Annotated in this window: 28 protein-coding genes; 18 read left to right on the plus strand and 10 right to left on the minus strand. The window is 63.7% G+C overall.

Annotated elements, in window-relative coordinates:
• The 6 genes from K0F86_RS27355 to K0F86_RS04800 all read left to right on the plus strand — a co-directional run.
• The coding region (locus K0F86_RS27355; RefSeq protein WP_257571987.1) for a general secretion pathway protein GspB at nt 1-320 on the plus strand (320 nt) is incomplete at its 5' end.
• Between the two features lie 100 nt (nt 321-420).
• Nucleotides 421-1,878 carry an alkaline phosphatase family protein gene (locus tag K0F86_RS04780; RefSeq protein WP_219133215.1) on the plus strand — a complete coding sequence of 486 codons (1,458 nt, stop codon included), beginning with the start codon at nt 421-423 and terminating at the stop codon, nt 1,876-1,878.
• An 82-nt stretch (nt 1,879-1,960) separates the two neighbouring features.
• Nucleotides 1,961-2,497: a molybdopterin-guanine dinucleotide biosynthesis protein B gene (gene mobB, locus K0F86_RS04785; RefSeq protein WP_219133216.1), complete on the plus strand. Its 537-nt coding sequence runs from the start codon at nt 1,961-1,963 to the stop codon at nt 2,495-2,497.
• Between the two features lie 57 nt (nt 2,498-2,554).
• Complete coding sequence (locus K0F86_RS04790; RefSeq protein WP_219133217.1) at nt 2,555-2,755, plus strand: YjfB family protein; 201 nt, start codon at nt 2,555-2,557, stop codon at nt 2,753-2,755.
• Between the two features lie 241 nt (nt 2,756-2,996).
• Nucleotides 2,997-3,299, plus strand: a complete 303-nt coding sequence (locus K0F86_RS04795) for a DUF2282 domain-containing protein (protein WP_219133218.1) — start codon at nt 2,997-2,999, stop codon at nt 3,297-3,299.
• Nucleotides 3,300-3,316: 17 nt separating this feature from the next.
• The gene (locus tag K0F86_RS04800) at nt 3,317-4,939 is read left to right on the plus strand and encodes a DUF692 family multinuclear iron-containing protein (protein WP_219133219.1); all 1,623 of its coding nucleotides are present in this window, start codon (nt 3,317-3,319) and stop codon (nt 4,937-4,939) included.
• 8 nt (nt 4,940-4,947) lie between these two features.
• Here K0F86_RS04800 and K0F86_RS04805 read toward each other — a convergent pair whose 3' ends face one another.
• From K0F86_RS04805 to fumC, 3 genes are all read right to left on the minus strand, one after another.
• On the minus strand, nt 4,948-5,232 hold the full coding sequence (locus tag K0F86_RS04805) for a hypothetical protein (RefSeq protein ID WP_035825472.1): 285 nt from the start codon (nt 5,230-5,232) through the stop codon (nt 4,948-4,950).
• 125 nt (nt 5,233-5,357) lie between these two features.
• Complete coding sequence (locus K0F86_RS04810; protein ID WP_071079051.1) at nt 5,358-5,579, minus strand: RNA-binding S4 domain-containing protein; 222 nt, start codon at nt 5,577-5,579, stop codon at nt 5,358-5,360.
• A 95-nt stretch (nt 5,580-5,674) separates the two neighbouring features.
• Nucleotides 5,675-7,069, minus strand: a complete 1,395-nt coding sequence (gene fumC / locus K0F86_RS04815; protein WP_219133220.1) for a class II fumarate hydratase — start codon at nt 7,067-7,069, stop codon at nt 5,675-5,677.
• 172 nt (nt 7,070-7,241) lie between these two features.
• On the opposite strand from fumC, the gene K0F86_RS04820 reads away from it, so the two are divergent.
• Complete coding sequence (locus K0F86_RS04820; RefSeq protein WP_219133221.1) at nt 7,242-8,369, plus strand: FimV family protein; 1,128 nt, start codon at nt 7,242-7,244, stop codon at nt 8,367-8,369.
• 155 nt (nt 8,370-8,524) lie between these two features.
• Here K0F86_RS04820 and K0F86_RS04825 read toward each other — a convergent pair whose 3' ends face one another.
• The 3 genes from K0F86_RS04825 to K0F86_RS04835 all read right to left on the minus strand — a co-directional run bounded on the left by K0F86_RS04825 (nt 8,525) and on the right by K0F86_RS04835 (nt 10,097).
• Nucleotides 8,525-8,677: a hypothetical protein gene (locus K0F86_RS04825; protein WP_157750943.1), complete on the minus strand. Its 153-nt coding sequence runs from the start codon at nt 8,675-8,677 to the stop codon at nt 8,525-8,527.
• A 116-nt stretch (nt 8,678-8,793) separates the two neighbouring features.
• Nucleotides 8,794-9,045: a flagellar protein FliT gene (locus tag K0F86_RS04830; protein WP_306823178.1), complete on the minus strand. Its 252-nt coding sequence runs from the start codon at nt 9,043-9,045 to the stop codon at nt 8,794-8,796.
• Nucleotides 9,046-9,269: 224 nt separating this feature from the next.
• On the minus strand, nt 9,270-10,097 hold the full coding sequence (locus K0F86_RS04835; protein WP_219133223.1) for an HDOD domain-containing protein: 828 nt from the start codon (nt 10,095-10,097) through the stop codon (nt 9,270-9,272).
• A 150-nt stretch (nt 10,098-10,247) separates the two neighbouring features.
• Between K0F86_RS04835 and K0F86_RS04840 the strand changes: the two genes are divergently transcribed.
• The 3 genes from K0F86_RS04840 to K0F86_RS04850 all read left to right on the plus strand — a co-directional run bounded on the left by K0F86_RS04840 (nt 10,248) and on the right by K0F86_RS04850 (nt 13,360).
• Nucleotides 10,248-12,311 (plus strand): M13 family metallopeptidase, encoded by a 2,064-nt coding sequence (locus K0F86_RS04840; protein WP_219133224.1) that lies wholly within the window; start codon nt 10,248-10,250, stop codon nt 12,309-12,311.
• Between the two features lie 67 nt (nt 12,312-12,378).
• Nucleotides 12,379-13,020: a bifunctional 2-polyprenyl-6-hydroxyphenol methylase/3-demethylubiquinol 3-O-methyltransferase UbiG gene (locus tag K0F86_RS04845; RefSeq protein WP_219133225.1), complete on the plus strand. Its 642-nt coding sequence runs from the start codon at nt 12,379-12,381 to the stop codon at nt 13,018-13,020.
• 154 nt (nt 13,021-13,174) lie between these two features.
• Entirely contained in the window at nt 13,175-13,360 is a 186-nt protein-coding gene (locus K0F86_RS04850) for a CsbD family protein (RefSeq protein WP_071079044.1), read from the plus strand.
• Between the two features lie 77 nt (nt 13,361-13,437).
• On the opposite strand, the gene K0F86_RS04855 is transcribed toward K0F86_RS04850, so the two are convergent.
• Entirely contained in the window at nt 13,438-15,648 is a 2,211-nt protein-coding gene (locus K0F86_RS04855) for a S9 family peptidase (protein WP_219133226.1), read from the minus strand.
• A gap of 215 nt (nt 15,649-15,863) precedes the next feature.
• Nucleotides 15,864-17,258, minus strand: coding sequence for an MATE family efflux transporter (locus K0F86_RS04860; protein ID WP_219133227.1), 1,395 nt, complete (start codon nt 17,256-17,258; stop codon nt 15,864-15,866).
• Between the two features lie 209 nt (nt 17,259-17,467).
• Here K0F86_RS04860 and K0F86_RS04865 point away from each other — a divergent pair, with 209 nt between their 5' ends.
• The 4 genes from K0F86_RS04865 to K0F86_RS04880 all read left to right on the plus strand — a co-directional run bounded on the left by K0F86_RS04865 (nt 17,468) and on the right by K0F86_RS04880 (nt 20,307).
• A complete protein-coding gene (locus tag K0F86_RS04865; RefSeq protein WP_219133228.1) occupies nt 17,468-18,199 on the plus strand; it encodes a beta/gamma crystallin-related protein in 732 nt (243 codons plus the stop codon).
• A 177-nt stretch (nt 18,200-18,376) separates the two neighbouring features.
• Entirely contained in the window at nt 18,377-18,976 is a 600-nt protein-coding gene (locus tag K0F86_RS04870) for a beta/gamma crystallin family protein (RefSeq protein WP_257571988.1), read from the plus strand.
• A 95-nt stretch (nt 18,977-19,071) separates the two neighbouring features.
• On the plus strand, nt 19,072-19,992 hold the full coding sequence (locus K0F86_RS04875; protein WP_219133229.1) for a DnaJ C-terminal domain-containing protein: 921 nt from the start codon (nt 19,072-19,074) through the stop codon (nt 19,990-19,992).
• 3 nt (nt 19,993-19,995) lie between these two features.
• The gene (locus tag K0F86_RS04880; protein WP_219133230.1) at nt 19,996-20,307 is read left to right on the plus strand and encodes a chaperone modulator CbpM; all 312 of its coding nucleotides are present in this window, start codon (nt 19,996-19,998) and stop codon (nt 20,305-20,307) included.
• Between the two features lie 11 nt (nt 20,308-20,318).
• On the opposite strand, the gene K0F86_RS04885 is transcribed toward K0F86_RS04880, so the two are convergent.
• Both K0F86_RS04885 and K0F86_RS04890 read right to left on the minus strand, forming a co-directional pair.
• Nucleotides 20,319-20,546 carry a hypothetical protein gene (locus tag K0F86_RS04885; protein ID WP_070345622.1) on the minus strand — a complete coding sequence of 76 codons (228 nt, stop codon included), beginning with the start codon at nt 20,544-20,546 and terminating at the stop codon, nt 20,319-20,321.
• 150 nt (nt 20,547-20,696) lie between these two features.
• A complete protein-coding gene (locus K0F86_RS04890) occupies nt 20,697-21,611 on the minus strand; it encodes a LysR family transcriptional regulator (protein ID WP_219133231.1) in 915 nt (304 codons plus the stop codon).
• 135 nt (nt 21,612-21,746) lie between these two features.
• On the opposite strand from K0F86_RS04890, the gene K0F86_RS04895 reads away from it, so the two are divergent.
• The 4 genes from K0F86_RS04895 (at nt 21,747) to pncB (ending at nt 25,285) form a co-directional block, all read left to right on the plus strand.
• Nucleotides 21,747-22,352 (plus strand): FMN-dependent NADH-azoreductase, encoded by a 606-nt coding sequence (locus K0F86_RS04895; RefSeq protein WP_219133232.1) that lies wholly within the window; start codon nt 21,747-21,749, stop codon nt 22,350-22,352.
• Nucleotides 22,353-22,782: 430 nt separating this feature from the next.
• On the plus strand, nt 22,783-23,037 hold the full coding sequence (locus K0F86_RS04900; RefSeq protein ID WP_219133233.1) for a hypothetical protein: 255 nt from the start codon (nt 22,783-22,785) through the stop codon (nt 23,035-23,037).
• Nucleotides 23,038-23,153: 116 nt separating this feature from the next.
• Nucleotides 23,154-24,017, plus strand: coding sequence for a cysteine hydrolase (locus K0F86_RS04905; RefSeq protein ID WP_219133234.1), 864 nt, complete (start codon nt 23,154-23,156; stop codon nt 24,015-24,017).
• Nucleotides 24,018-24,094: 77 nt separating this feature from the next.
• Nucleotides 24,095-25,285 (plus strand): nicotinate phosphoribosyltransferase, encoded by a 1,191-nt coding sequence (gene pncB / locus K0F86_RS04910; protein WP_219133235.1) that lies wholly within the window; start codon nt 24,095-24,097, stop codon nt 25,283-25,285.
• Nucleotides 25,286-25,342: the final 57 nt, after the last annotated feature.

A 25,342-nucleotide genomic window follows, 5' to 3' on the forward strand; every position in this document is an offset into this window, starting at 1 on the left:
CGGAGCCGAAGCAGGAGACGCCCGGTCAGGCCGTGTCGCCGCCCGTTGCGGCCCCGGCGCCTGCAGTGCCGCCCACGCCCGCCGCCGAGGAAACCGTACCCGGCATGCGCGACCTGCCCGAGCCGATACAGCGGCAAATTCCCGCCATTGCCATCGGCGGCTATATCTATTCGAAGAATCCGGCCGACCGTCTGTTGCTGATCGACAAGGTGCTGCGCCACGAGGGCGAAGAGCTGGCACCGGGTCTGGTGCTGGAAAAGTTGCAGCCGAAGGCGGCCATCTTCAGTTTCAAGGGTTACCGCTACCGCGTGCCGTATTGACTTGTTGCGCATCAAGGCCGGGCCGCCATAGCTGAACCATACTGACCTGGCCTGGTCGAACCAGGGTCGCTGCGCCCGTGTGCGCGGCCGGGGAGTTCCCATGATTGCTGCCGCCAGTGAAGGCGTGCTTGATGCGGATGTGCCGGAAAACCTGGCGCGCATCGAGCATATCGTCGTGCTGATGATGGAAAACCGCTCGTTCGACCACATGCTGGGCTACCTGAGCCTGGAAGGAGGGCGCACCGACATCGACGGCTTGCAGGCCAGCCATGCCAATGTGCATGCGGGCGTGACGTATCCCGTGCACCATTTGCGGCGCACGGCCTTCGGCCCGCAACAAGACCCGTCGCATACGGGCCTGTCGGTGGCGCAGCAATTGCAAAACAATAACGGCGGCTTCGTCGACGACTATGCGCAAACGCATCCGGGCGACCCCGACATCGACCTGGTGATGGGTTACTACAATGCGGCCGACTTGCCCATGTATGATTTCCTGGCGCAGCAGTTCTGCGTCTGCGACCGCTGCTACAGTTCCGTGCCGGGCGCCACCTGGCCCAACCGCCTGTATGCCATCAGCGGCAAGGCGGCCGGCAGCTGCGACAGCAAGCGCGTGCCCCTGTATGCGAACAAGTCCTTCGTGCGCCACCTGGACCGGGCCCAGGTCGGCTGGAAATTCTATTCCGCCTGGAAACCCTGGAGTTTGGCCTTCAGCGACGACCATTACCGCTCGTCCGAGTGGTATGAGCCCTTCGGCTCCAGCGGTCGCCGCTATGGCTTCATCGGCGATGCGCTGGCGGGCACCTTGCCCCCGGTCAGTTGGATCGATCCGCATTTCTTCGACAATGACGACCACCCTCCGGCCGATATCCGCGCCGGCCAGGCGCTGGTGGCGCAGGTCTACCAGGCCCTGTCGCGCGGTCCCGCCTGGGCGCGCACCTTGCTGATCCTCAGCTATGACGAACACGGCGGCTTTTTCGACCATGTGCCGCCGCCCGCCGCCGCCGACGACGACCCCGCGTTTCGCCAGTACGGCGTGCGCGTGCCCATGCTGCTGGTGTCGCCGCTGATCGCGCCGGGCAGCGTCAGCCATCAGGTGGTCGATCACACGTCGATCATCAAAACCATCCTGCAGCGCTTTTGCCGCGCCGCCGATGGCGGCTTGCCCCAGATGGGCGCGCGCGTGGCGGCCGCCAGCGGCCTGGGCGCGGCGCTGACCCTGGCGCAGCCGCGCGCGGCACCCGTCGTGCCCTTGGCTGTGCTGGCGCAGCGGGCCGCTTGGGAAGCGGATGTGCGGGCGCACGACTTCGCCCCGCTGGAGCCAGCCGGCGAGATGGCTGCCGTTGCCGCCGTGCCCGTGCAATCCGATGCCGAGGCGGGCGCGATCGCCGCCCACCGGCAATTGGCGCGCATGGCCAGGAATGCGCAGGCGGTGAATGATAAAAAAGCGGGCAAACCAGCGGGCAAGACGGCGCCGAAGTCGGCGGGCCGGCGCGCGCGACAGGGCGGCAAGCCGGTGCCGTCCGACGCCAGGAATGGCGGGAAATCCGGCAACGCTTGACCTGTGTGACGAGCTGGGCAATGTCAGGCACTGGCGCCGGTAGGGCTGCGTATAATCACTGCTTCTCAATCAAGGAGTGATCATGCACGATGCGATGCCCGCCCACCCGGTACTGGGTGTGATCGGCCGTTCCGGTAGCGGCAAGACGACCCTGCTGGAATTTGTGGTGAAGGAACTGGCGGCGCGGGGCTTGCGCGTCAACCTGGTCAAGCACAGCCACCATGACCTGGCGCTGGAACCGCCGCAAAAAGACAGCGCCCGGTTGCGCCTGGCAGGAGCGGCGGAAGTGCTGGTGGCGTCGCCGTATCGCTTTGCCATCGTGCATGAACTGCGCGGCGCGCCGGAACCGAGCCTGGCGCAGCAATTGTCCCGCATGGGGCCGGCAGACCTGACTCTGGTCGAAGGTTTCAAGACGGACCCCATTCCCAAGCTGGAAGTATTTCGCCCGGAAGTGGGGCAGGCGCCCCTGTATCCGCATGACCCGCATGTGATCGCCGTTGCCTCCGACAGCCCGGCACCGGCCGACCTGCGCGAGGGCGTGCAATGGCTGGACTTGAATGCGCGCGAGCACGTGCTGGCCTGGTTGCTGCTGCAGTTGGAAAATAAGCTGGAAAAATAAGCTAAAGGTTTGCCGCGGCCATCCGTTAATACTGGTAGAACCTCATTGGAGAAACGTATGGACGTCGCAAGCATTGCTCAACTGTCAACCACGATGGCGGAGACAGGCACGCGGCAAGCCGTCGGTTTGACTGTCCTGAAAAAAGCTCAGGATATTCAAAGTTCGACCGCCACGGCCTTGCTGGAAGCGTTACCACCGGTACAGTCGGCGCCAAGCCTGCCGGCTCACCTCGGTAACCGCATCAACACGACAGCCTGAGCGCAGATCTGTAGCGCCCGTCTGGCGCTCGCACTACTTACGCCCACACCACCGCGTCATCGACGGTGGCGAGTGGGCGTTTTTGTCTGCCGTTTCGTCTTCCTTTTCGCCTTCCCTCCGTCTCCGTTCGCCATGACTCGGCCGATTCAGTAGAATGACGTCCATCACTTCGTGTTGCGCATGGCGCAGCCCGGGGCGTGCCCACTTATCGATTACATTGACTCATGCAAGAGGAATCCCCATGAACAAACGTCAAGCTCTCATCGCCGCTGCCCTCGCGGGCCTCTGTGCCGGTACCGCCGTCAACGCGGCCGCCCACGATGGTCCCGCCCCAGGCGACAAGGAAAAATGCTACGGCGTCGCCAAGGCGGGGCAGAACGATTGCGCCTCGTCCGACGGCGCGCATTCCTGCGCGGGCCAGGCGGAGGCGGACAACTTGCCCGCGGAATGGACCTATGTTGCCAAGGGCACGTGCGAACAGGCAGGCGGCTCCGTCAAGCCCATCAAGGCCGGCAAGCCAGCCACGCCAGCCACGCAGCCGTAAGCTGTCGCCGCTTGCCCATGCCGCAGCCACTTCGAGCGCTTGCCGGCGTCGGCTTGCGCGCCGCGCACTACCGCGACTTCCTGGCGCGCCGGCCCAAGGTCGGCTGGCTGGAAGTGCACACTGAAAATTATCTGCAGCCTTCGGGCTGGGATAGTCATGTGTTGTACGCCCTGCGCCAGGATTACCCGCTCAGCCTGCATGGCGTGGGCCTGGGCCTGGGTTCCGCGCGCGGCTTTTCCGAGACCCATTTGCAGCGCGTGCGCGCCGTGGTTGAGCGCATCGAGCCGGCCCTCGTGTCGGAGCACCTGTGCTGGGGTGCCGTGGCGCAGCAGCAACTCAATGATCTGTTGCCGCTGGCCTTGAATGGCGCGGCTCTCGACTTGTTATGCGCAAGAGTGGGGAGGGTGCAGGAGGTGCTGAAAAGGCCGATCTTGCTGGAGAATGTCTCCACTTACCTGCGTTTTGCCGACGATGCCATGAGCGAGGCGCAATTCCTGGCGGAACTGGCGCGCCGCAGCGGCTGCGGGCTGCTGCTCGATATCAACAACTTGTATGTGAACCAGTGCAACCACGGCGAAGATGCCTTGACGGCCATGCAGGCCATCGCGCCGGGCAGCGTGGGTGAGCTGCACCTGGGCGGCCATCTGCTGACGCCGCACGCCGTGATCGACCACCATGGCGCCGCCGTGGCCGAGCCCGTCTGGGACTTGTATGCGGCCGCCTTGCTGCGCTTTGGTGCCGTGCCCACCCTGGTCGAATGGGACACGGATTTGCCGCCGCTCGCTATCCTGCTGGGCGAAGCGGACAAGGCACAAGCCATGCTGGCGCAACACGAGCAACATTCGCCGTGGCGAGCTGTGCCGGTGCCGCCACCGCCACCGCCCGCGTCGCTTGACGCGCTGGCGGCTGGCCAGCAAACATTTGCCACGGCCTTGCTCGATACTGCGGCAACGTTGCCATCGTTCGCGGGAGAGGCGGTGCCGCAGCGTTTCTCTTTGTACCGCGGCAATCTGAGTGCCACCTGGCGCCGCAGCTTGGCGCAAGCCTATCCCGTCGTGCTGGCGCTGGTGGGCGCGGATTTCTTTGGCGGCCTGGCGCGCGCGTACGGCCGCCACTATCCGTCAGATAGCGCCGATCTGAACCAGTTTGGCGCCCGTTTCGCGGATTTTATGAGCAGTTTTCCGCCTGCGGCCGAGTTGCCGTATCTGCCGCACATGGCGCGTCTGGAATGGGCCGTGCACCTGGCCCATTACGCGGCCGATGCGCAGGGCCTGGCGCCCGAGGCGCTGGCCGCCCTGCCTCCCGATCAACTCGAAGCGCGGCGTTTTATCCTGCATCCCGCTTGCGCCTTGCTGGCATCCGACTGGCAAGTGGCGGCCTTGTGGCAGGCGCATCAGGATGGTGATGGGGAGAGAAGGTTTCCGCAAGAGATGCAATTGGCCAGCTGCGCGCTGGTCTGCCGGGCGCGCTGGAAGGCGCAGGTGCTGGTACTGGATGCGGCCGCGCACGCGGCCTTGCTGGCCTTGCAGCAAGGACAAACGTTTGGCGCCGCGCTCGATGCGGCGTTCGAGCGGGACCCTGCATTCGACCTGGCGGCACACTTGCGTCAGTGGCTGGCGCATGCGGTGTTGACGGCGTGACGGTTTTTTTATTCAAAGGCCCGCAGCAAGCGCGCTTCGCCCGTCTGATCGCGGTACAGGGCGTTCGCCGCCAGGGTGGCGTCCATCATGCGCGTCACTTGCTCCTCTTCAAAGCGGGCCAGTTCGGCCGTGGCCGCGACGAGGGCCAGTTCCAGCCTGGCGCGCGCGCTCTGGTACAGGCTGCTGGTGTATTTGTCTGTGTTACGCAGTAATTCTTCCGCGTTTTCTATTACCTGGCGCAAGTCGCCGATCAGGCGCTCCTGGCTGCGCGTACCTTGTTCGGGCTGGTCCATGGCGCTTCCCTTCCGCAATCGATATTTATCTGACAATAACGACGTGTTGCAGCTTGACTAGGGCAGCCGGGCTGGCAGCGGTGCTGGCTGGAAGCATGGGGCTGCTTTCGCGCCCCATGCCGGGATCAGGCGGGAGCGACGACCGTGATACGGATATCGCCCACGCTGACGACCTGGCCGGCGCGGATCTTGGCGGTCTTGCGCAATTCCTTCTTGCCATCGACCTTCACCACGCCGCTATCGACCATGACCTTGCCTGCGCCACCGCTGTCGCACAAGCCGACCAGCTTCAATAGCTGGTTCAGCTCGACGAACTCGGATGTTAAATCAAAGCTTACTTTTTGCATTGTATCCCTTATTGCAACGATGTGTTTTCAACACTTGATGACGACCTCAACTAATCCATAGTTTACCTGAAGCCGCCAGCAATGCAGGGTGTAAGTCAGCTTTTGTTGGGCCGCGTCATCTCCAGCGGCACGATCCACGCACCGAATTGCTCTTCCGTCACATAGCCCAGGGCCAGTGCCGCTTGCTTCAGGGTCGTGCCTTCATGCTGGGCCTGCTTGGCGATTTGCGCCGCCTTGTCGTAGCCGATGTGGGGCGCCAGCGCCGTGACCAGCATCAAGGAGCGCTCCATCAGTTCGGCGATGCGACCACGGTTCGGCGCGATACCGTGCGCGCAATGCGCGTCGAAGCTGCGCATGCCGTCGCCCAGCAGGCGCGCGCTTTGCAGGAAGTTGTGCGCAATCAAGGGCTTGAAGACGTTCAGCTCGAAATTGCCCGAGGCGCCGCCCACCGTGATGGCGACGTCGTTGCCGAACACCTGGCAGCACAGCATGGTCAGTGCTTCGCACTGGGTGGGATTGACCTTGCCCGGCATGATGGAACTGCCCGGCTCGTTTTCAGGGATGGTGATTTCACCGAGGCCGGAACGGGGACCGGACGCCATCCAGCGCACGTCGTTGGCGATTTTCATCAGCGCCGTGGCCAGGGTTTTCAAAGCGCCATGGGCGGCGACCAGCGCATCGTGGGCGGCCAGGGCGGCAAACTTGTTGCTGGCCGTCTCGAACGGCTGGCCCGTCAGGCGTGCCAGTTCTAGCGCGATGCGGCCGGCAAATTCCACGTGGGCATTCAAGCCCGTGCCGACGGCCGTGCCGCCGGCGGCCAGTTGCAGCAGCGGCGGCAACGCTGCAGTGATGATGTGCTCGGCAAAGTCCAGCTGCGCCACATAGCCGGAAAATTCCTGGCCCAGGGTCAAGGGCGTGGCATCCTGCAAATGCGTGCGACCGATCTTGACGATGTCGGCAAACTCCGTGGCTTTCGCGTCGAGCGTGGCGCGCAGCTGGCGCAGCGGCGGCAAGACCGTGTTGGCGACGCCCAGGGCGGCCGCCACATGGATGGCGGTGGGGAAGATGTCGTTCGAGGACTGGCCCAGGTTGACGTCGTCGTTCGGGTGCAGCAGGCGCTCTTCTCCCCGCAAGCCGCCGATCAGCTCGGAACCGCGGTTGGCCAGCACTTCATTCATGTTCATATTGCTTTGCGTGCCAGAGCCCGTCTGCCAGACGGCCAGCGGGAATTCTGCGTCATGCTTGCCGGCCAGCACTTCGTCGGCCGCCTGCGTGATGGCGATGGCTTTCTTGCCATCCAATAGGCCCAGGTCCAGATTGACGTGGGCGGCCGCGCGCTTGACTGTGGCCAAGGCTGCGATCAGTTCAGGCGGCATCTTTTCCGTGGAGATATGGAAGTGCTCAAGCGAGCGCTGCGTTTGCGCTCCCCAAAGCCGGTCGGCGGGTACGTCGATCGGGCCGAAACTGTCGCGTTCGATTCTGCTACTCATGGCATCCCTTTCATCGATGGAGGTGGATCGAGTGTACTCCAGACGTCAAAAAGACACAGGATGATGCTGTATTGCATCATTTTTACCTTGGCCCATCTATATTTTTGCGATTTCCTGCCGTTAAAGACAGACGAGTTCCCCTTATTTATCTTGTTATCAAAGCGATCAGTCCATGCAAAGCAGCATTGTTACCCGTTGGTCCCTGATCGCGTGCGCCGCCGCCAGCCTGGCCTTGCCGCCCGTGATGGCGGCCGAACTGGGCGAGACGGCGGTGCTATCGCATGTGGGGCAGCCCTTGCTGGCCGAGATTGAATTGACGGCGCTGGCGCCCGAAGATGTCAGCGGCGTAAGCGTGCGCCTGGCCTCGCCCGATGTGTACCGGGGCGGCGGCATCGGCATGGACCCGGCCTTGCAAACCTTGACGATCAGCCCGTTTGAGCGCGGTGGGCGCCACTATGTGCGCGTGGCCACGCGGCAAGCGATCCAGGCGGGTCATGTACATTTGTATTTGTTATTAGGCAATGGTAGCGGCGCCGTCGTGCGCCTCGCTACCTTGTGGCTGACGCCGGCACCGCCCGCCGCTGTTGCTACCGCCGCCGCTGCCAGTGTGCCGGTCCGGCCCGTCATTCCGGCGCCCGTGCCCGTGCCCGTGCCGCTGCCGCGCGCTGCGCCCGGCGCGCCGCCGCCCGATGCCGCCGTGCTGGCGGCCCGCGCGCGCGCCGAGGGTTTGGTGCGTCCGGCGCGCGTGTTCGTGCCGCCGCCCGCCGCGCCGAAGCCGGCCACCGCCGCGTTGCGCCCGCCGCGCCGCGCCACGGCACCCGTGGCCGCCTGCGCGCCCCAGGCGGATGCTGGGCAGGCGCAAGCGTGCGCGGCGCTGGATGAGAAAAACGCGGCCCTGAATGAAAAGCTCGGTGAATTGGAAGGCAAGATCGGCGCCCTGCAAAAGGCGCTGGCGCTGCCTGCCGCCGCGGCCGTGCCACCTGCCGCAGCGCCAGCCGTGGCGGAAGCGCCGCATGCCAGGCCCAAGCCCCTGACGCCGGCGGCGGGCGACAAGGAAAAGAAAGCGGGCGGCAATGGCTTGCTGTGGCTGGGGTTTGGCACCATCGCCTTCCTGCTGTTGACGGCGCTCATCGTGTATGTCGTGCGCAAGCGCAGGCAAGCGACGGGGCCGGGCGGGCCGTCGAAATACTGGGTCCTGCTGCGCAAGCCGTTCGGCCGCAAGAAAGAGGTGCCGGTGCTGACGGAGGCGGTGGAGGAGGGGCCGGACGCCGAGCCGGAAGCGGAGCCGTTCTCGCGTTAATGATGTTGTCAGGCCGCGCCCAGATTTGATATGAAAAAAGATATTTAAAAAATACATGAAAATGCATGTGTATCGCGTTGCCTGTTTTTCAAAGATGGTGATATGATTAACTCAGTGGACTTGCTCTACGACAAAACAGCCCCAGCCTGTCGCAGTCACCAACGATAGTGTGGCGCGGCAAAACAGGTGTAGCGTTGCATAAACGCCTGGGTCTGGAAGCGGTTTGCGATGCCGACGATGTGCTCGCGAACGCCGGATGCAACCGGCAGCGAGGCGACGCCAGGAGATACCTGGGGTTCGCCTTCCAAATTTCCCCTCCTTGCTTTTTGAGTGCCGCAGATGGCGCGCTCCCTGGCACGGCGGCAGACGTAAAAAAAGCACCCTCGGGTGCTTTTATCGTTTCTGGCATGGCAAGCTTGCTTATTTACATGCGGGCGCGCGATCCCGGCATGATGTTCGACAGCTGCGTCATCCACGGTTCCGTGATGGCGCGGATTTCGCGGTCATTGGCCAGGATTTGCTTGAGCAAGTCGATCTTGCGCAGGCGCGAGGCGCCAGCCTGGGCAGGCATGCTGCCCGTCATGGTCGCGCTGGCGGCGCTGGCGCACTGGTTTTCCAGGGTATTCAAGCCATCCCAGTCGCTCGAACGTGCGGCCACGACCATTTTGTTGGTCATTCCTGCAATATTTTCATACATCGAGAGAACGTCGTTGGAGGTCATGAGCACACCCGTAACTAGTGAATGGATTACCGCTTGTCCAGATTAGCGGCAGGTTCAGCGGGAACTTGAGGGTGTTTTTGAAAAAAAAGTGAAAATAATGTGCATGGTTTGGTCTGGCCGCCGGAATCGCCCGCCAAACCCGCATGGATGCTGGGATGACGATTCCGGCCGCGATCGGTTTATTTGACGAGTTCTTCCAGCCCCGCGCTCAGTTCGGCAGGCGGCGGCATCCTGTCCACCAGCACGGACGGCGGTAAACCGAGCGCTTCAGCCACTTCATTGGGGTAGCAGGCGATGATTTCTTCATTGCTCAACGCATTTTCCTCGATGCGCGCGCGCCAGGAAGCCAGGTGCACGATGGCGGCCAGGCGGTTCAACGGCGCCTTGGCCAGCGGATCGGGAAAGGCGGCGATGGCCTCGGCAAAGGCGGGCGGAAACTTCCAGCGGCGCGCCAGTTCGGCGCCCACCTGCGCATAATCGTAGCCCAGCGACACCCGTTCCGCATCGAGCCGGCGCGCATCGAGCGGCGGCGCGATCTTGTCGAGCTGCATGGCTTGCTCGGGCATGGCGGCATGGATCACCAGTTGGCCGATCGCATGCATCATGCCGATGGTGAACGCCAGGTCCTGGTTGTCGCCCGTCTGCCTGGCGATCCAGCGGGCAGACACGGCGCTGTGCAGGCTGTAGCGCCAGAACTGCGGCAGATTCAGGCCGGGTACGGCCTTGTATCCGCTGACCAGGCCCGAGCTGATGACGAGGGTGCGCACGGTAACAAAACCGAGCATCAGCACGGCGTCTTCGACCGTGCCGACGCTGCGTGAAACGTGGTAATAGGCCGAGTTGGCCAGCCGCAGCAGCTTGGCGCTCAGCACCGGGTCCGCTTCCAGCTGGCGTGCGATGTCCTCGGTGGCAATGGCGGGGTTATCGAAACTGCGCACCAGCTCATTGACGATCTTCGGGGCGGCAGGCAGGGCGTGGGGTTGCTGGAACAGCGCTTCCAGTTGCATGGCAATCTCCTTGGCGTACACGCGGCACGGGGTCGTGAAACTATAGGCCGATTTATTGTCCGCATGCAAAAAAGTTTGGGGACGGTTTTTTGGCCAAAAAAAGGTATGATTTCAGGCTATGATTTTCTTGTTTTCATCGAAAGGATCGCCATGCACGGTTTGCGTTTTTCCTGGTCCCGGACGCCAGTCCAGGCTGCCATCGTCCTCGCCCTGGCCGGCGCCTCGCTGGCCGGTTTGCCGGCCCGGGCGCACGGCCAGGCCACCGGTGCCACTGCCGTTGTCCCCGTCAAAGTCTTGCCTGGTGACGATTTCTATGACTACGTGAATGGCGACTGGCTGCGCAGCACGGAGATTCCCGCCGACCGCAGCAGCTGGGGCTCGTTCGCCATGCTCGCCAACGCCACCAACGTGCGCATCATCGGCCTCGTCGAAGGCCTGGCGGCGGTGCCACAGGCGGATGCCTCCGCGCGTCAGGTCAGCGATTTTTACCGTTCCTGGATGGATGAAGCGGCTATCGAAGCGAAAGGCTGGGCGCCGATCAAGCCCTTGTTGACAAAGATCAATGGCATACGCGACCAGGCAGGCCTGGCCCGCGCGTTGGGCGAGAGCCTGCGCGCCGATGTCGACCCGCTCAACGCCACCAATTTTTATACGGAAAACCTGTTCGGCCTGTGGGTGGCGCAAGACTTGAACGACACCACGCGCAATGTGGCCTACCTGCTGCAGGGCGGGCTGGGCTTGCCCGACCGCGCCTTTTACCAGGGCGACAGCGCCCGCATGCAGGGCTTGCGCGCGGGCTACCAGGCGCATATCGCCGCCATGCTCAAGCAGGCCGGCTACAGCGATACGGCGGGCCGCGCCGCGCGCGTGTTTGCGCTGGAACAGCAAATTGCCGCCAGTCACGCCAGCCGCGAAGATTCGGCCGATGTTGCCAAGGGCAATAATGCGTGGCGCGCCGCCGACTTCGCCAGCAAGGCGCCGGGCCTGGACTGGCAAGCCTTCTTCCAGGCGGCCGGGCTGGGCCAGCAGACGGATTTCATCGTCTGGCATCCGTCGGCCATGACGGGCAGCGCCGCGCTGGTGGCGAGCGTGCCGCTGGCCACGTGGAAGGATTTCCTGGCCTTCCACGCCATCAACCATTTCAGCACGATTCTGCCGAAGGCGGCCGCCGAGCAGCGCTTCGCCTTCTACGGCAGCACCCTGAGCGGCACGCCGCAGCAGTCGCTGCGCAGCAAGCGGGCGCTGGCCGCGACGAATGCGGCCCTGAGCGACGCCGTCGGCAAGCTGTACGTGGAACGCTTTTTCCCGCCGGAATCGAAAGCCCGCGTGCAGGATATGGTGACGAATATCGTCGCCGCCTTCTCGCGCCGTATCGACAAGCTGGACTGGATGGCGCCCGCCACCAAGGCGCAGGCGCAGGAAAAACTCAAGACCCTGTATGTGGGCGTGGGTTACCCCGAGCGCTGGGACAGCTATGCGGGCTTGCGCGTGGTACGCGGCGACGCGCTGGGCAATGTGCAGCGGGCCGAGCAGTTTCATTATCGCCAGGAACTGGCCAAGCTGGGCCAGTCGCCGGACCGCAAGGCCTGGGCCATGCCGGCGCAGCTGGTCAACGCCGTCAACCTGCCGCTGCAAAATGCGCTCAATTTTCCCGCCGCCATCCTGCAGCCGCCATTCTTCGACCCGCAGGCATCCGATGCGGCCAACTATGGCGGCATCGGCGCCACCATCGGCCACGAGATCAGCCACAGCTTCGACGACCAGGGCGCGCAATTCGACGCCCAGGGCAAGCTGCGCGACTGGTGGACGCCGGCCGACCTGGCGCATTTCCAGTCGGCATCCCAGCAACTGGTGGCGCAGTTCGCGGCCTACAAACCGTTTCCCGACCTGGCCGTGAATGGCCAGCTGACCCTGAGCGAAAACCTGGCCGACCTGGCCGGCGTGGCGGCCGCGCATGATGCGTTCACCCTGTCGCAACAGGGCAAGCCGGCGCAGGCGGACGCGGACCGCGAGTTCTTCATCGGTTACGGCGTCAGCTGGCGCAGCAAGGCGCGCGAAGCGGCGGCGCGCCAGCAAATCCTCACGGATGGCCATGCGCCGGCGCCATACCGCGCCGCCACCGTGCGCAACCTCGACGCCTGGTATCCGGCCTTCGACGTCCAGCCGGGGCAGCAGCTATACCTGGCGCCGGAGCAGCGCGTGCGCGTCTGGTAGTCATAAGCGGTGCCGGACGCTCAGCGCGCCGGCAGCGTAAAATGCGCGCATCGATGACAGGAGCGCCATGAAGCCGACCCCACCGCAAGACCCCATCCACGCCATCACCGGGCGCACCCTGGCCCATTACGACGCCAGCGCCGAGCAGTTTTTTGAAGGCACGCGCGACCACGACGTCAGCCAGAACATCGCCGCGCTGCTGAGCGCCATCGGCAAGCCGGCACCGCTGGAGATTCTCGACCTCGGTTGCGGCCCCGGCCGCGACCTGAAGGCGTTCACGGCCCTGGGCCACCATGCCACGGGCGTCGATGGCTGCCCCCGCTTCGTCGAGATGGCGCGCGCCTACAGCGGCTGCACCGTGTGGCAGCAGGATTTCGTCGACCTCGATTTACCCGCCGCGCACTTCGACGGCGTATTCGCCAATGCCGTGTTGTTCCACGTGCCCAGCGCCGCCTTGCCCGGCGTGCTGCGCGCCCTGTATGCCTGCTTGAAGCCTGGCGGCGTGCTGTTCAGCTCGAATCCGCGCGGGCAGAACCAGGAAGGCTGGAATGGCGCGCGCTACGGCAGCTATCACGACGAAGCGACGTGGGCCGCGTACGTGCAGGCCGCCGGTTTTACCTTGATCGAGCAGTACTACCGTCCGCCCGGCTTGCCGCGCGACCAGCAGCCGTGGCTGGCCACCGTCTGGCGCAAGGATTTGACGGCCTGATTGACGATGCTGGCACTGTGTTAGGAACCGTACAGAGCCTTTGATCCCCACTGCGTATTATGGACACATCGACACGCAACAAGCAGCGTGTGAGCCGCAGTACCGGCCCTTGCGGGCTGGATAACAGATGTACCAACTACAGTGAGGATTTATCATGAACAAAGATCAAGTCGAAGGTAAACTGAAGGAAGTCGGCGGTAAAATTCAGGAAGCCGCTGGCAAAGTCGTCGGCAACGAAGAACAGCAAGCCAAGGGCCTGGCAAATCAGGTTGAAGGCAAAGTGCAGAAGAAGGTTGGCGACGTCAAGGATGCAGTAGAGACCATCACCCGCAAGCCGTAATTCTTGCTGCAGTAATGTAAAAAAACCGCTGCCTGTCGCAAGACAGGCGGCGGTTTTTTATTGGATGCAGCGCAAGCTTACTGTGCTGGCTGCATCAGGTTCTGCTTGAAGAACATCTCGATTTTCCTGTACACGTGGCGCTGGCCCGCGCGCGACGAGATGCCGTGCTTGGCGCCCGGATACGTCATCAGGTCGAACTGCACGCCACGGTTCACCAGCGCGTCGATCAGTCGCGTGCTGTTGCTGAACAAGACGTTGTCGTCGGCCATGCCGTGCACCAGCAGCAGCGGCGACTTCAAGCCGTCCAGATGGGCGAACACGGTGCTGGCCTTGTAGCCGTCCACGTTTTCCTTCGGCATGCCGAGGAATTGTTCCGTGTAGTGGGTGTCATACAGCGACCAGTCGGTGACGGGCGCCACCGACACGCCCATGGCGATCTTGTCGGATGCTGCCGACAGCAAACGCAGGGTCATGAAACCGCCGTAGCTCCAGCCGAACACGCCGATGCGTTTCGCATCGACGAAGCTTTGCTTGCCCAGCCAGGCTATGCCCACCAGTTGATCCGCCACTTCGGCTTCGCCCAGCTTGTGATAGATGGCGTCCGTGAAGGCGCGCTCGCGACGCGACGAACCCCGGTTATCGAGGCGGAAGACGACAAAACCCTGCTGCGCCATGTACTGGTCGAAGTTGTTGCCCCAGCGGCGAGCCACGTGCTGCGAGTGCGGGCCGCCATACGTCGACAGGTAGACGGGATAGCGTTTGCTGGCATCGAAGTTCGACGGTTTCACCAGCGAGTAGTGCAAGGTCTGGCCATCGTTGGCTTTCAGGGTGCCGTACTGCGTCGGCAGGTGATCGGCCTTGTACTTGAAATACGGATGGCTGGCGTTGAGCGCGTTTTCTTCCAGCCAGCCCACCATGGCGCCGTCCGGACGGTGGATGCTCACTTGCGGCGGCGTGGCCGGGTCGGAATACGTGTCGACGAAGACTTCGCCATTGCGCGAGAACGTCGTGTCGTGCCAGCCGTCCGCTTTCGTCACGCGCTGCGGCTTGTCGGCCGTGCTGCCATCGAGGGCCAGGACGTAGGTCTGCTTGTCGATCACGGCGTCGCGGTTCGACGACACGAACACTTTACCCGCCTTCTGGTTCACGGCCAGCACGCTGTCGATGCCCCACTCGCCGGAAGTGACGGGGTGCAGCAGCTTGCCGCCCATGTCGTACAGGTACAGATGATTGCGGCCCGTGCGCTCGGACGACCACAGGAAGGTGCCGTTGGCCAGGAAGCGCAGGTCGTCATGGATACTGACCCAGGTTGTCGACGTTTCCGTCAGCAGGGTGCGCTGCGCCAAAGTGGCGGCATCGACGGCGACCAGGTCCAGCGTTTTCTGGTCGCGCGACTGGCGCTGGTAGACGAGCGACTTGCTGTCCGCACTCCAGTCGGCGCGCACCAGGTAGATGTCCGGGTTCGTGCCCAGGTCCACCTGGCGCTGCGCGCCCGTTTCCGGCGAGACGATCAGCAGTTGCACCAGCACGTTCGGATCGCCCGCGGCAGGGTAGCGCTGCTCGACGACGTCGGTGCGGTCGGCGAAGATTTCGAAGCGGCGCACGACGGGCACGGGCGCTTCGTCATAGCGTTTATAGGCGATGGCGGAATCGTCGGGCGCCCAGTAGTAGCCGGTGCGCTGGCCCATTTCTTCCTGCGCCACGAATTCGGCTTCGCCATTGTGGATCGTGCCCTTGCCGTCGGTGGTCAGCTGGCGTTCCTTGTCCGTCCTGAGGTCGATCACATAAATGTTTTGATCGCGCACGAACGAGACGTAGCGGCCTTTCGGCGAAATTTTCGGGTCCAGCACATTGCCCTTGGCGACCAGGCGCGCCTTGTCCGGGTGGGCCGCGTCGACCAGGTACAGATTGCCGGCCAGCGGCACCAGCAGCTGCTTGCCATCGGGCGACCAGCTGTAGCTGAGAATGCCGTTCAGGCTGGCCGTGCGCTCGCGTTCGCGGCGCGCCTGCTCTTCGGGCGAAATCGTTTCATTCGGCACCAGCGCCTTCGAGTCGACCAGGCGGTGCGTGCTCTTGTCCTTCAGCTTGAATTCCCACAGGTCGAGCTGGAACTGGTTGTCGGCGCGGCCGCGCAGGAACGTGACGCGCTCGCCGTCGGGCGAGACCTTCAGGTTGCGCACGCCGGGGCCGGCCAGCGCCGGATCGGCGTGGATGCGTTCCAGAGTCAGCTTTTCAGCCGAAGCGGGGACGCTGGCCATCGCGGCCAGAAAACAAAGAAGAAAACGCATGGATGTCTCGGTGATTGTAAAAGGATGGTCAAGCAGATGCTTGACGGCAAACGATACCAGAGCACGGCGTTTAATGCGATAGGGTCAGCCACGGAATAATCCGGCAATTGCCTTCTTTACTTTGGCGTAAAGAGTTGACTGGTGGTCCTTTGTATGGCGAAGCAGGGAAGGCGGCATGCATAAATTGTGTGCCGCCCTGTGTTCAATGCATTGTTTCAATACGTCATGCGCAGGCGCTGCAGCGACAGGCGGTTCAGATACCAGGTCAGCAGCACGGCGGCCACCGTCAGTCCCGTGACGAGGCCGATCCAGAAGCCGGCGGCGGCCATCGGCTCGGCCGGCGACCAGATGAAGCCTTGCGGCGCCAGGCCCAGCACGTAGCCGATCGGCAGCGAGAAGCCCCAGAAGGCCAGCAGCTGGATCAGCATCGGCTGGCGCGTCACCTTGTAGCCGCGGATGGCGCAGGAAGTGGCCACCTGCGTGGCGTCGGACAGCTGGAACAGGGCGGCGAACAGCAGCAGCTGCGCGCACAGTTCCTGCACCTGCGGATCGGACGTATAGGCTTGCGCGATCTGGTGGCGGAACACGGTGATGACGGTGGCCGAGACGATGGCCGCCGTCAGCGACATGGCCACGCCCACCCACGAAATGAAACGGGCGCGGCGCAGATTGGCTTCGCCCACGGCATGGCCCACGCGCGTCACCAGCGCGATGCCGAAGGTGAGCGGCACCATGAAGACGACGGACGAAAAATTGAGGGCGATCTGGTGCGCCGACACCTGGATCACGCCGAAGCGCGCCACCAGCAGGCTGATGACGCCAAAGGCGCTCACTTCGGCAAAGTAGGTGACGCCGATGGGCAGGCCCAGGCGCAGCATGGGGCCGATGGACGACGGCTGCGGCCATTCCCAGTGCGTGAACGGATACGTGGCATGGTAGGCGGGCGCGATCCGGATCCAGGCCAGCATGGCCAGCAGCATCATCCACACGCAGCAGGTGGTGGCCACGGCGCAGCCCACGCCGCCCATCTTCGGCATGCCCCAATGGCCGTAGATCAGCAGGTAGTTGACGAGAATATTCAGCGCCAGCGCGGCCAGCGCGATGACCATCACGGGCTTGGTCTGGTTGATGCTGGTGCTGTAGCCGTACAGCGCGCGGTAGGCGGCGAACGGCGGCAGCGCGCAGCTGATGATGTGCACGAACAGCTTGGCCTTGGATGCCACGGCGGGTTCGAGCATCAGGTGGTCGAACACCAGCGCCGCCATGTTCGTCAGCAGGCAGGCCACCAGGCCCACGAGCAGCGCCTTCCACAGCGACTGGCGCACGATGTGCGGCACCTGGTCGTGGCGCGCGGCGCCGATTTCATGCGCTACCAGGGTATTGATCGCCATCATGATGCCGCTCACGGTGACCAGCACGATGGACCAGATGGCCGCGCCCAGCGACACGGCCGCCAGTTCCTCGGGATTCGTATGCCCCGTCATCGCCACGTCGGCCGCGCCCATGCCGACGGTGGCCAGCTGGCCAATCAGGATGGGCCAGGCCAGCTTCCATAATGAAGACACTTCGGTGCGGACGGCGGGCAAGGTGAACGAGGTCGTGTGTGGCATGGGTGGCAAACGTGGCTAAACACGCGATTCTACTGATAATGTGCCAACTTGTCCGCGCGCCACGGGCAGCAGGATGGTGTTGCACGGGGGCATTTTCTTTCTTTTGGTAACAATTTATTGTTTTTTTCCGTATATTTGTTACACCGTTTTTTTGTCTGGCCGCTACACTGATAACTATTGATACCGACTATATCCACGGAGACTTTCCCATGAACCGCCCGCTTACCCACGCCCTGCTATGCGCAGCCTCACTCTTCATCCATGTTGGCGCGCAGGCCGGCGAGATCACGCTGTTCAAGGACGACAATTTCCGCGGCCCGTCGCTGACTTTGCGCGAACCGGCCGAGTATCTTGTCAACCAGGGCTTCAACGACAAGGTATCGAGCATCATCGTCCATTCCGGCACCTGGCAAGTGTGTGTCGATGGCGCCTTCCGCGGCACCTGCCGCGTGCTCGAACGCGGTGAATATCCGTCGATGCCGGGCATGAACGATGCTATTTCCTCGGTGCGCGAAGTGCCGCGCGGCAGCGGCGGCTACAACCCCGGCTATCCGGGGCGCGATCCCGGGCGCGATTCAGGCCGCAACCCGGGGCGCGATCCCGACCGTGGCCATGGTGGCTATGGCCGTGGTTCGACTCTGGAGATGTACACCAGCGACGGCGCCGCCGTGCGCATCAACCGCGATATCGAAGCCTTGAGCGATATCGGCTTCAATGACCGCGCCACCGGCATCTACATCGACCGCGGCTACTGGCAGCTGTGCAGCAACTGGCGCTACCAGGGCACTTGCCGCATCTTCGGGCAGGGGCGTTTTGAAAACCTGGGACGCGGCCTCGATGGCCAGGTGTCGTCGGTGCGCCAGGTCGATCCGCGCGATGCGCGCCGCCAGGAACACTTCACGGACCAGCGCGAGCCGTCGCAGGACGATTATTACCGCTGATGTACAGAGCGAGTGCCCGCACGGGCCAGTCGCGCGCAGCCGCCTGCCGGGAGTTTCCCGCCGGGCGGTTTTTACATGGGCAGGCGTGCGCTGACATTTGCTTGCCCTTTGTTACAGTCGCGTCCCGCCGTCCGCACTACACTGTCGGCCATGTCATGAAATTATCAGGAGTTTGCCATGTTGTCCCCGCTGAACACCGCACTGCTGTGCACCGCCGCCCTGCTGGCCCATGCCGGCGCCAGCGCCGGCGAAATGACGCTGTTCAAGGATTCCAGCTTCCGCGGGCCCGCCGTCAGCGTGCGCTCCGACGTGGTCGACCTGTCGCGCCTGGGCTTCAATGACAAGACCTCGAGCATCATCGTGCGCTCGGGCACGTGGGAAGTGTGCCAGGACGCGGGCTATCGTGGCCAATGCCGTCTGCTGCGCCCGGGCCGCTACAGCAGCATGCCGGGCATGAACGACGCCATCTCCTCGGTGCGCGAAATGAACCGGCACGGCCATGGCGGCGGACACCGTCCCGACATGAATGGCGCCGTGCTGCTGTTCCCCGATGCCGGCATGCGCGGCCGGCCCGTGCGCCTGGACCGCGAAGTGCGCGACTTGAGCCGCTATGGCTTCAACGACCGCGCCGAATCGCTCGTCGTCAATTACGGACGCTGGGAATTCTGCGTCGATGCCAACTTCCGTGGCCGCTGCGTGGTGATGGGCCCAGGCAGCTATGGCCGCCTGCACGGTGGCCTCGATCGCCGCATTTCCTCGCTGCGCCGCGTGCGCTGATACGCCGCCGGGCAGCGTTGTATTGTGCACACGCTGTCTGCCGCCTAATTCGTGTACTCTTCCCATAGGCAGTTCAACCATGGGGAGCAAGCGCGGTGGAATACAAGGACTATTACAAGGAGCTTGGCGTCGAGAAAACGGCGACCGAGGCCGAGATCAAGAAGGCGTACCGCAAGCTGGTACGCAAATACCATCCCGACGTGAGCAAGGAACCGGACGCCGACAAGCGCACCAAGGCCCTGAATGAGGCCTACGGCGTGCTGGGCGACGCGGAAAAGCGCGCCGCCTACGATGAACTGGGCCGCAACCAGGGCGCGCAGGGCCAGCCCTTCCGGCCGCCGCCGGACTGGGGTTCGGGCTACGAATCGTCGGGCGCCGACGACAGCGACTTCTTTGCCGACCTGTTTGCCCACGTGGGCGGGCGCCGCCGCGCCGGCGGCAGTTTCCAGATGCAGGGCGAAGACAGCCACGCCGCCATCACCATCGATTTGCACGACAGCTACCACGGCGCCAAGCGCCACATCGTCATGCGCGTGCCCGAAGCGGATGCGCAAGGCCACGTGGTGACGCGCGAGCGCACGCTGGAAGTGACGATACCGAAAGGCGTCACGGAAGGGCAGCAGCTGCGCATGAAGGGGCAGGGCAATCCCGGCAGCGGCGGCGCGCCCGCCGGCGATTTGTACCTGGAAATCCGCTTCCAGCCCGATGCGCGCTACAAGGTGGAAGGGCGCGACGTGTTCGAGACGGTGCCCGTCACGCCATGGGAGGCGGCGCTGGGTGGCGACATCGACGTGCCCACGCCATCGGGCACCGTGAGCGTCACGGTGCCGCCCAATTCGCAGACGGGGCGCAAGCTGCGCCTGAAGGGGCGCGGTATTCCCGCCGCCCAGTCGGGCGACCTGTATCTGCTGCTGGAAGTGGTGCTGCCGCCGGCGAACGATGACAAGGCGCGCGAATTGTATGCAACCATGGCGCGCGAGATGGCTTTCAATCCGCGCCAGAAGCTGGGAGGGTAAATCATGACAAACAAGGTAATTGGCGAACTGCTCGAAGACCGGGCCCTGAGCCTGGAGGAACTGGCGCGCGCCTGCGCCGTGGAGCCGGACTGGGTGGTGCGGCATGTGCAGACGGGCGTGCTGCTGCAGGACGGCCCGCCGCCCGGCCAGCTGACGGCCTGGCGCTTCACCAGCCTGGACCTGGTGCGCGCGCGCCGCCTGCACGAAATCGAATCCGTGTTCGATGCGAACGCCGAACTGGCCGCGCTGGTGGTCGATCTGTCGGAAGAAGTGGCGCGCCTGCGGCGCCGCCTGCACGTGCTGGGCGTCGATTAGACCATTAGCCCTTATGCCGGCTCGCCGTGGCGTGTCACGGTGAGCCTGGCTATATAAAACTGCCCGTCGACGACCACCCGGTGCGGGATGCCGGCCACGTCGAAGCCGGGGCCGCCGTCTTCCATCCATTCCTGCGCCACGCTGTCGAACTGCTGCGGCGTCATGCGCAGCATCTGCGCCGTGATGACGAAGCGCGCGCCTGGTTTCTGTTTGTTGACGAAGTCGTCGATGCCGGCCATGGTGAATCCTTGTAATTGAAAGTTGACCCAAGTAAAGGCCGGGGTCGGACCCTCAGGGGCAGCCCGTCCCAATGGGACGGGTTGCGATCCCGCAGGGACTGACCCCAGTGTCTGCCGTTGGGGGCTAATCATACCTGTGGCTCACTTTTTCTAGAAGCCCTGCGTCAGCAGCGGCAACTGCTCCGCAAACCGTTCCGTCAGCCACTTGCCCGCCTGGCCGGGCGGCGTGTCGGCGCGCTGGATCAGGTAAATCGGGTAATTTTCGCCCTTGTCGACGGCCAGCGGCAGGTGCACCAGCCGTCCCTGCGTCACATCTTCGCGCACCATCGCTTCGGGCATGTTGCCCCAGCCCAGGCCCGCGCGCAGCAGCGCGTGCTTGGAACCGAGGTCGCCCAGGCGCCAGTTGCGCAATCCCAGCACGCCGAAATCCTGGCCTTGCGTCAGGTCGCTGCGGTCGCTGAGCACCAGCTGCACGTGTTCGCGCGCCACGTTGGACGCTATCGGCCCTGCCAGCTGCGCCAGCGCGTGGCTGGGCGCGGCCACGGGAATCAGGCGCACGTGACCGACGGCCAGGCGCTCGAAGACGCTGGCCGTGGCCGTCATCCAGCCACCGAGGCCGATGTGGCAACTGCCATCCATCACCAGCTGCGCCACGGCGCCCATGGCTTCGATGCGCAGGCGCAGGGCGACGGTGGGGAACTGCGCCTGGAACGCTTCCAGAATGCGCACCAGCACGCAGGTGGGAAACATCACGTCGACCACCACCGACACTTCCGCCTCCAGCCCGCCGGCCAGCGCCTTCGCGCGCGCGCGCATGCCATCGACCTTCAGGGCCACGGCGCGCGCATCGGCCAGCAGGGCCTTGCCCGCGTCAGTCAGGGTGGGCTTGCGCTTGCCGCGGTCGAGCAGCACCACATTCAGTTGTTCTTCCAGGTTGGCGATGGTGTAGCTGATCACCGACTGCGTGCGGTGCAGCTGGCGCGCCGCGTGGGCGAAGCCGCCCGCGTCGATGACGGCGACAAACACGCGCAACTGGTCGAGCGAAGGCTGGCCCGGTTCTCTCATGACAACTCCCTATCTAGAAATTCGATGCTAACCATTGATATTTATACGGTTTCATCGATGGTAGACCCGAACTATGCTGTGTGCAAGGGCTGCGATGCGGCCATTCCCCGTCACCCGTTTTCCCAGGAGCACTTCATGAGCAAGGTTTTATACATCAATAGCAGCGTGCGCAACAGCGGTTCCCTGTCGCGCCAGTTGTCGGGCGAATTCGTCGCCAAACTGGCCGCGCAGGGCGCCAGCGTGGTCGAACGCGACCTGGCCGCGCAACCGGTGCCGCACCTGACGGAAGAAGCGATGGGCGCCTTCTTCACGCCAGCGGAGCAGCGCAGCGCGCAGGCGGCGGCGGCCGTGCAATTGTCCGATACCCTGGTTGATGAATTGCTGGCCGCCGACGTGCTGGTGCTGGCCGCGCCCATGTACAACTTTTCCGTGCCGTCGACCCTGAAGGCGTGGATCGATCACGTGGCGCGCGCGGGCCGCACTTTCCAGTACACGGCGACGGGCCCGGTCGGCCTGGCCACGGGCAAGAAAGCGGTGATTTTCACGGCCAGCGGCGGCGTCTACAGCGCAGGCCCGGGCGCCGCGTATGACTACCTGAGCACCTATCTGCGCACGGCGCTGGGCTTCATCGGCATCACCGACATCGAGTTCGTGCAAGCCGAAGGCGTGGCCATGGGCGAGGATGCCGTCGCCAGCGCGATCGCCAAGGGCCGCGCCTCGATCGAAGCCCTGGCGGCCTGACGCCGGCCTGCAGAGGGGTTGCCAATATGCCATGATTGACATAAGCTTGCCGGCGGCACGCCCCGTGCCAGCCTGGCGAGCGGTTCGCCATGACAACTTCATCCAGCGCTAACCACAGCGTACTCCAGCATGCCACCCGCGTTCAGTACAGGGTTGCACTGCAATAATTTTTTCGCATCGTCTATACTTTCAGCTTGCACAAGTAGATAGCCCGACAAGTGTGCCTGCACCGGCCTGGCCGTTGCAAGCAGATGCTTGTGTGTCGTCATGCATGCAGATGATGTAGTCATTCATCTTTTCTCCTGTGCCGCGTGATAAAAAGAGAGCTGAATTGAGTATCCTGAGCAATCGCGAGCGCATGGTTTTACCCTTTACCGCGTCAGTCCGTAGAGACAAGCTGTCCGGCCATGTCATTTTTGGAGCGCACATCGTGCCGATAAAGTATGTTGATTTTTATGAAGTGAATTACACGGCAGAGCGCTTGCGGGGCTGCAAACTATGGGGCGCGTACGTCGCCATCTATGCCCCCTCGGCCAACCCCATGCACCGGGTGAATCTGCTGCGCAAGCACCGGGTGTCGGCCGACCACCAGTTTACAACGGAAGCGGACGCCATGGCGGAAGCGGGCGAGGTGGCCGTCAAGCTGGTCGAGCGGCGCCGGCGCCGCTATGTCTTCCACCCCTGACCTGGCTTGTCCAGGCGCAAGTTATTGCGGATGAGCACAGTCCTGGCGCCGGCGAGGTAGGCGCGCCAGCGAAGTTGCCCGTATTATGCAAGATATCGTCACGCCAGAGGACTGCCATGAAACGCCAGCTGCACCTGCTCGTCATCGACCCGCAAAACGACTTTTGCGACTTGCCCGCCACCTGGCTGCCGCCGGATGCCGCACCGGCCCTGGCCGTGCCCGGCGCCCACGCCGACATGCTGCGTGTGGCGCAGCTGATCCGTGAAGGGGGCGGCGGGCTGACGCAGATCAGCGTGACCCTCGACGCCCACCACCGCTACGACATCGCCCATCCCGCCTTCTGGCGCACGGGCGATGGCGGCCCCGTTGCGCCGTTTACGCAGATCAGCGCGCAGCAGGTGCGCGACCGCCTGTTCCTGCCCGCCGCCAGCGGCGCCTTGCCGCGCGCGCTGGCCTACCTCGATGCCTTGCAGCAAGCGGGACGTTACCAACTGATGGTGTGGCCCGTGCACTGCGAAATCGGCAGCTGGGGCCAGAATATCCACGCGGCCGTGCGCGCCGCCTACAACGCCTGGGAAGTGGCTAACTTGCAAGTGGTGGCCAAGCTGAGCAAGGGTTCGAATCCGTGGACCGAGCATTACTCGGCCGTCATGGCCGAAGTGCCCGATGCGCAGGATGCGGCCACCCAGCTGAACCGCGCTTTCCTCGATACCCTGCTGCCGGCGCAGCAGATTTATGTCACGGGCGAGGCGGGCAGCCACTGCGTGAAAGCCAGCACCGAACATATCGCCGACTATCTGCAAGCCCAGCACGGCAAGCCGGCCCTGTCGCGCCTGGTGCTGCTGACCGACTGCATGAGCCCCGTCACGGATTTTGAGAGGCAGCAGCGCGACTTCCTGGCCGCCATGCACGAGCGCGGCGCGCGGCTGGCCACGTCCGCCGACGTCTTGCCCGAATTGCTGGCCAATGCGCTGGCCTGAGCCATTGTTGAGCGTGGCCTGCTGAAATGCTTGCGGTGGCGTACTATTCTGGCTTCAGGAAGTTGGAGAAAACACACATGACCCCGATAGTGCGCAGTTTGCTGGAAACCGATCTGTATAAATTTACAATGTGGCAAGCCTTGCTGCATGGTCATCCGAATACCCATACCGAATACGAATTTGTCTGTCGCAACGCCACCGCCTTTCCCCTGGCCGAACTGAAGGTCGAGCTGGAAGAACAGCTCGACCACCTGTGCTCGATGTCGTTTGCCGACGACGAACTGGCCTATTTGCGCACGCTGCGCTTCATGAAGAGCGATTTCGTCGACTTTTTGACGGTGTTCCGCTTCCAGCGCAAGTTCATCGACGTCAGCACCGATGGCGATACCTTGCTCGTGCATGCGGCCGGGCCGCAGGTGCACGTGATGGGTTTCGAGATTTTCGTGTTGTACATCATCAACGAACTGTATTTCCGCCGCTTCGACCTCGATGCGGCCATGCGTGAAGGGCGCCACCGCCTGGGCTTGAAAGTGGCGGCCGTCAAGGAATTCGGCAAGCTGCCGCGGCGTAAACACCCGTTTGAATTTTCCGACTTCGGCGTGCGCCGGCGCTTTTCCGGCGCCTGGCACGACGAAGTGGTGCAGCGGCTGGCGCATGACGTACCCGAATATTTCAAGGGCACGTCGAATGTCTACCTGGCGAAAAAGCTCGGTATCGTGCCGATCGGCACCATGGCGCATGAATACATGCAGTCGTTCCAGTCGTTCGGCGTGCGCCTGCGCGACTTTCAAAAGGCGGCCCTGGAAGACTGGGTGCAGGAATACCGTGGCGACCTGGGCATCGCCTTGACGGACGTGGTCGGCATGGACGCCTTCCTCGCCGACTTCGACCTGTATTTCGCCAAGCTGTTCGACGGCTTGCGCCACGATTCGGGCGACCCCGTCGAATGGGGAGAGAAGGCGCTGGCCCATTACGCGGCCCTGCGCATCGACGCCAATACCAAGCGCCTCGTGTTTTCCGACGGCCTGGACCTGGACAAGGCGTTCGCCCTGTACCAGCACTTTGCCGACCGCATCATGACGGGCTTTGGCATCGGCACCAATCTCACCAACGACGTGGGTTTGACGCCGCTCAACATCGTCATGAAACTGGTGCGCTGCAATGGCCAGTCGGTGGCGAAATTGTCGGATTCGCCGGGTAAAACCCTGTGCAAGGATGAAACCTTCCTCGCGTATTTGCGGCAGGTCTTCCATCATCCTGCCGTCTAAGCTGCGCCCAGGCGTCTAGTCGTGGCGTAGGTCTGATTAGCGCGGCAAGGCCGCGCG

The organism is Janthinobacterium sp. UMAB-60 (assembly GCF_900095235.1).
GTDB lineage: Bacteria > Pseudomonadota > Gammaproteobacteria > Burkholderiales > Burkholderiaceae_D > Janthinobacterium.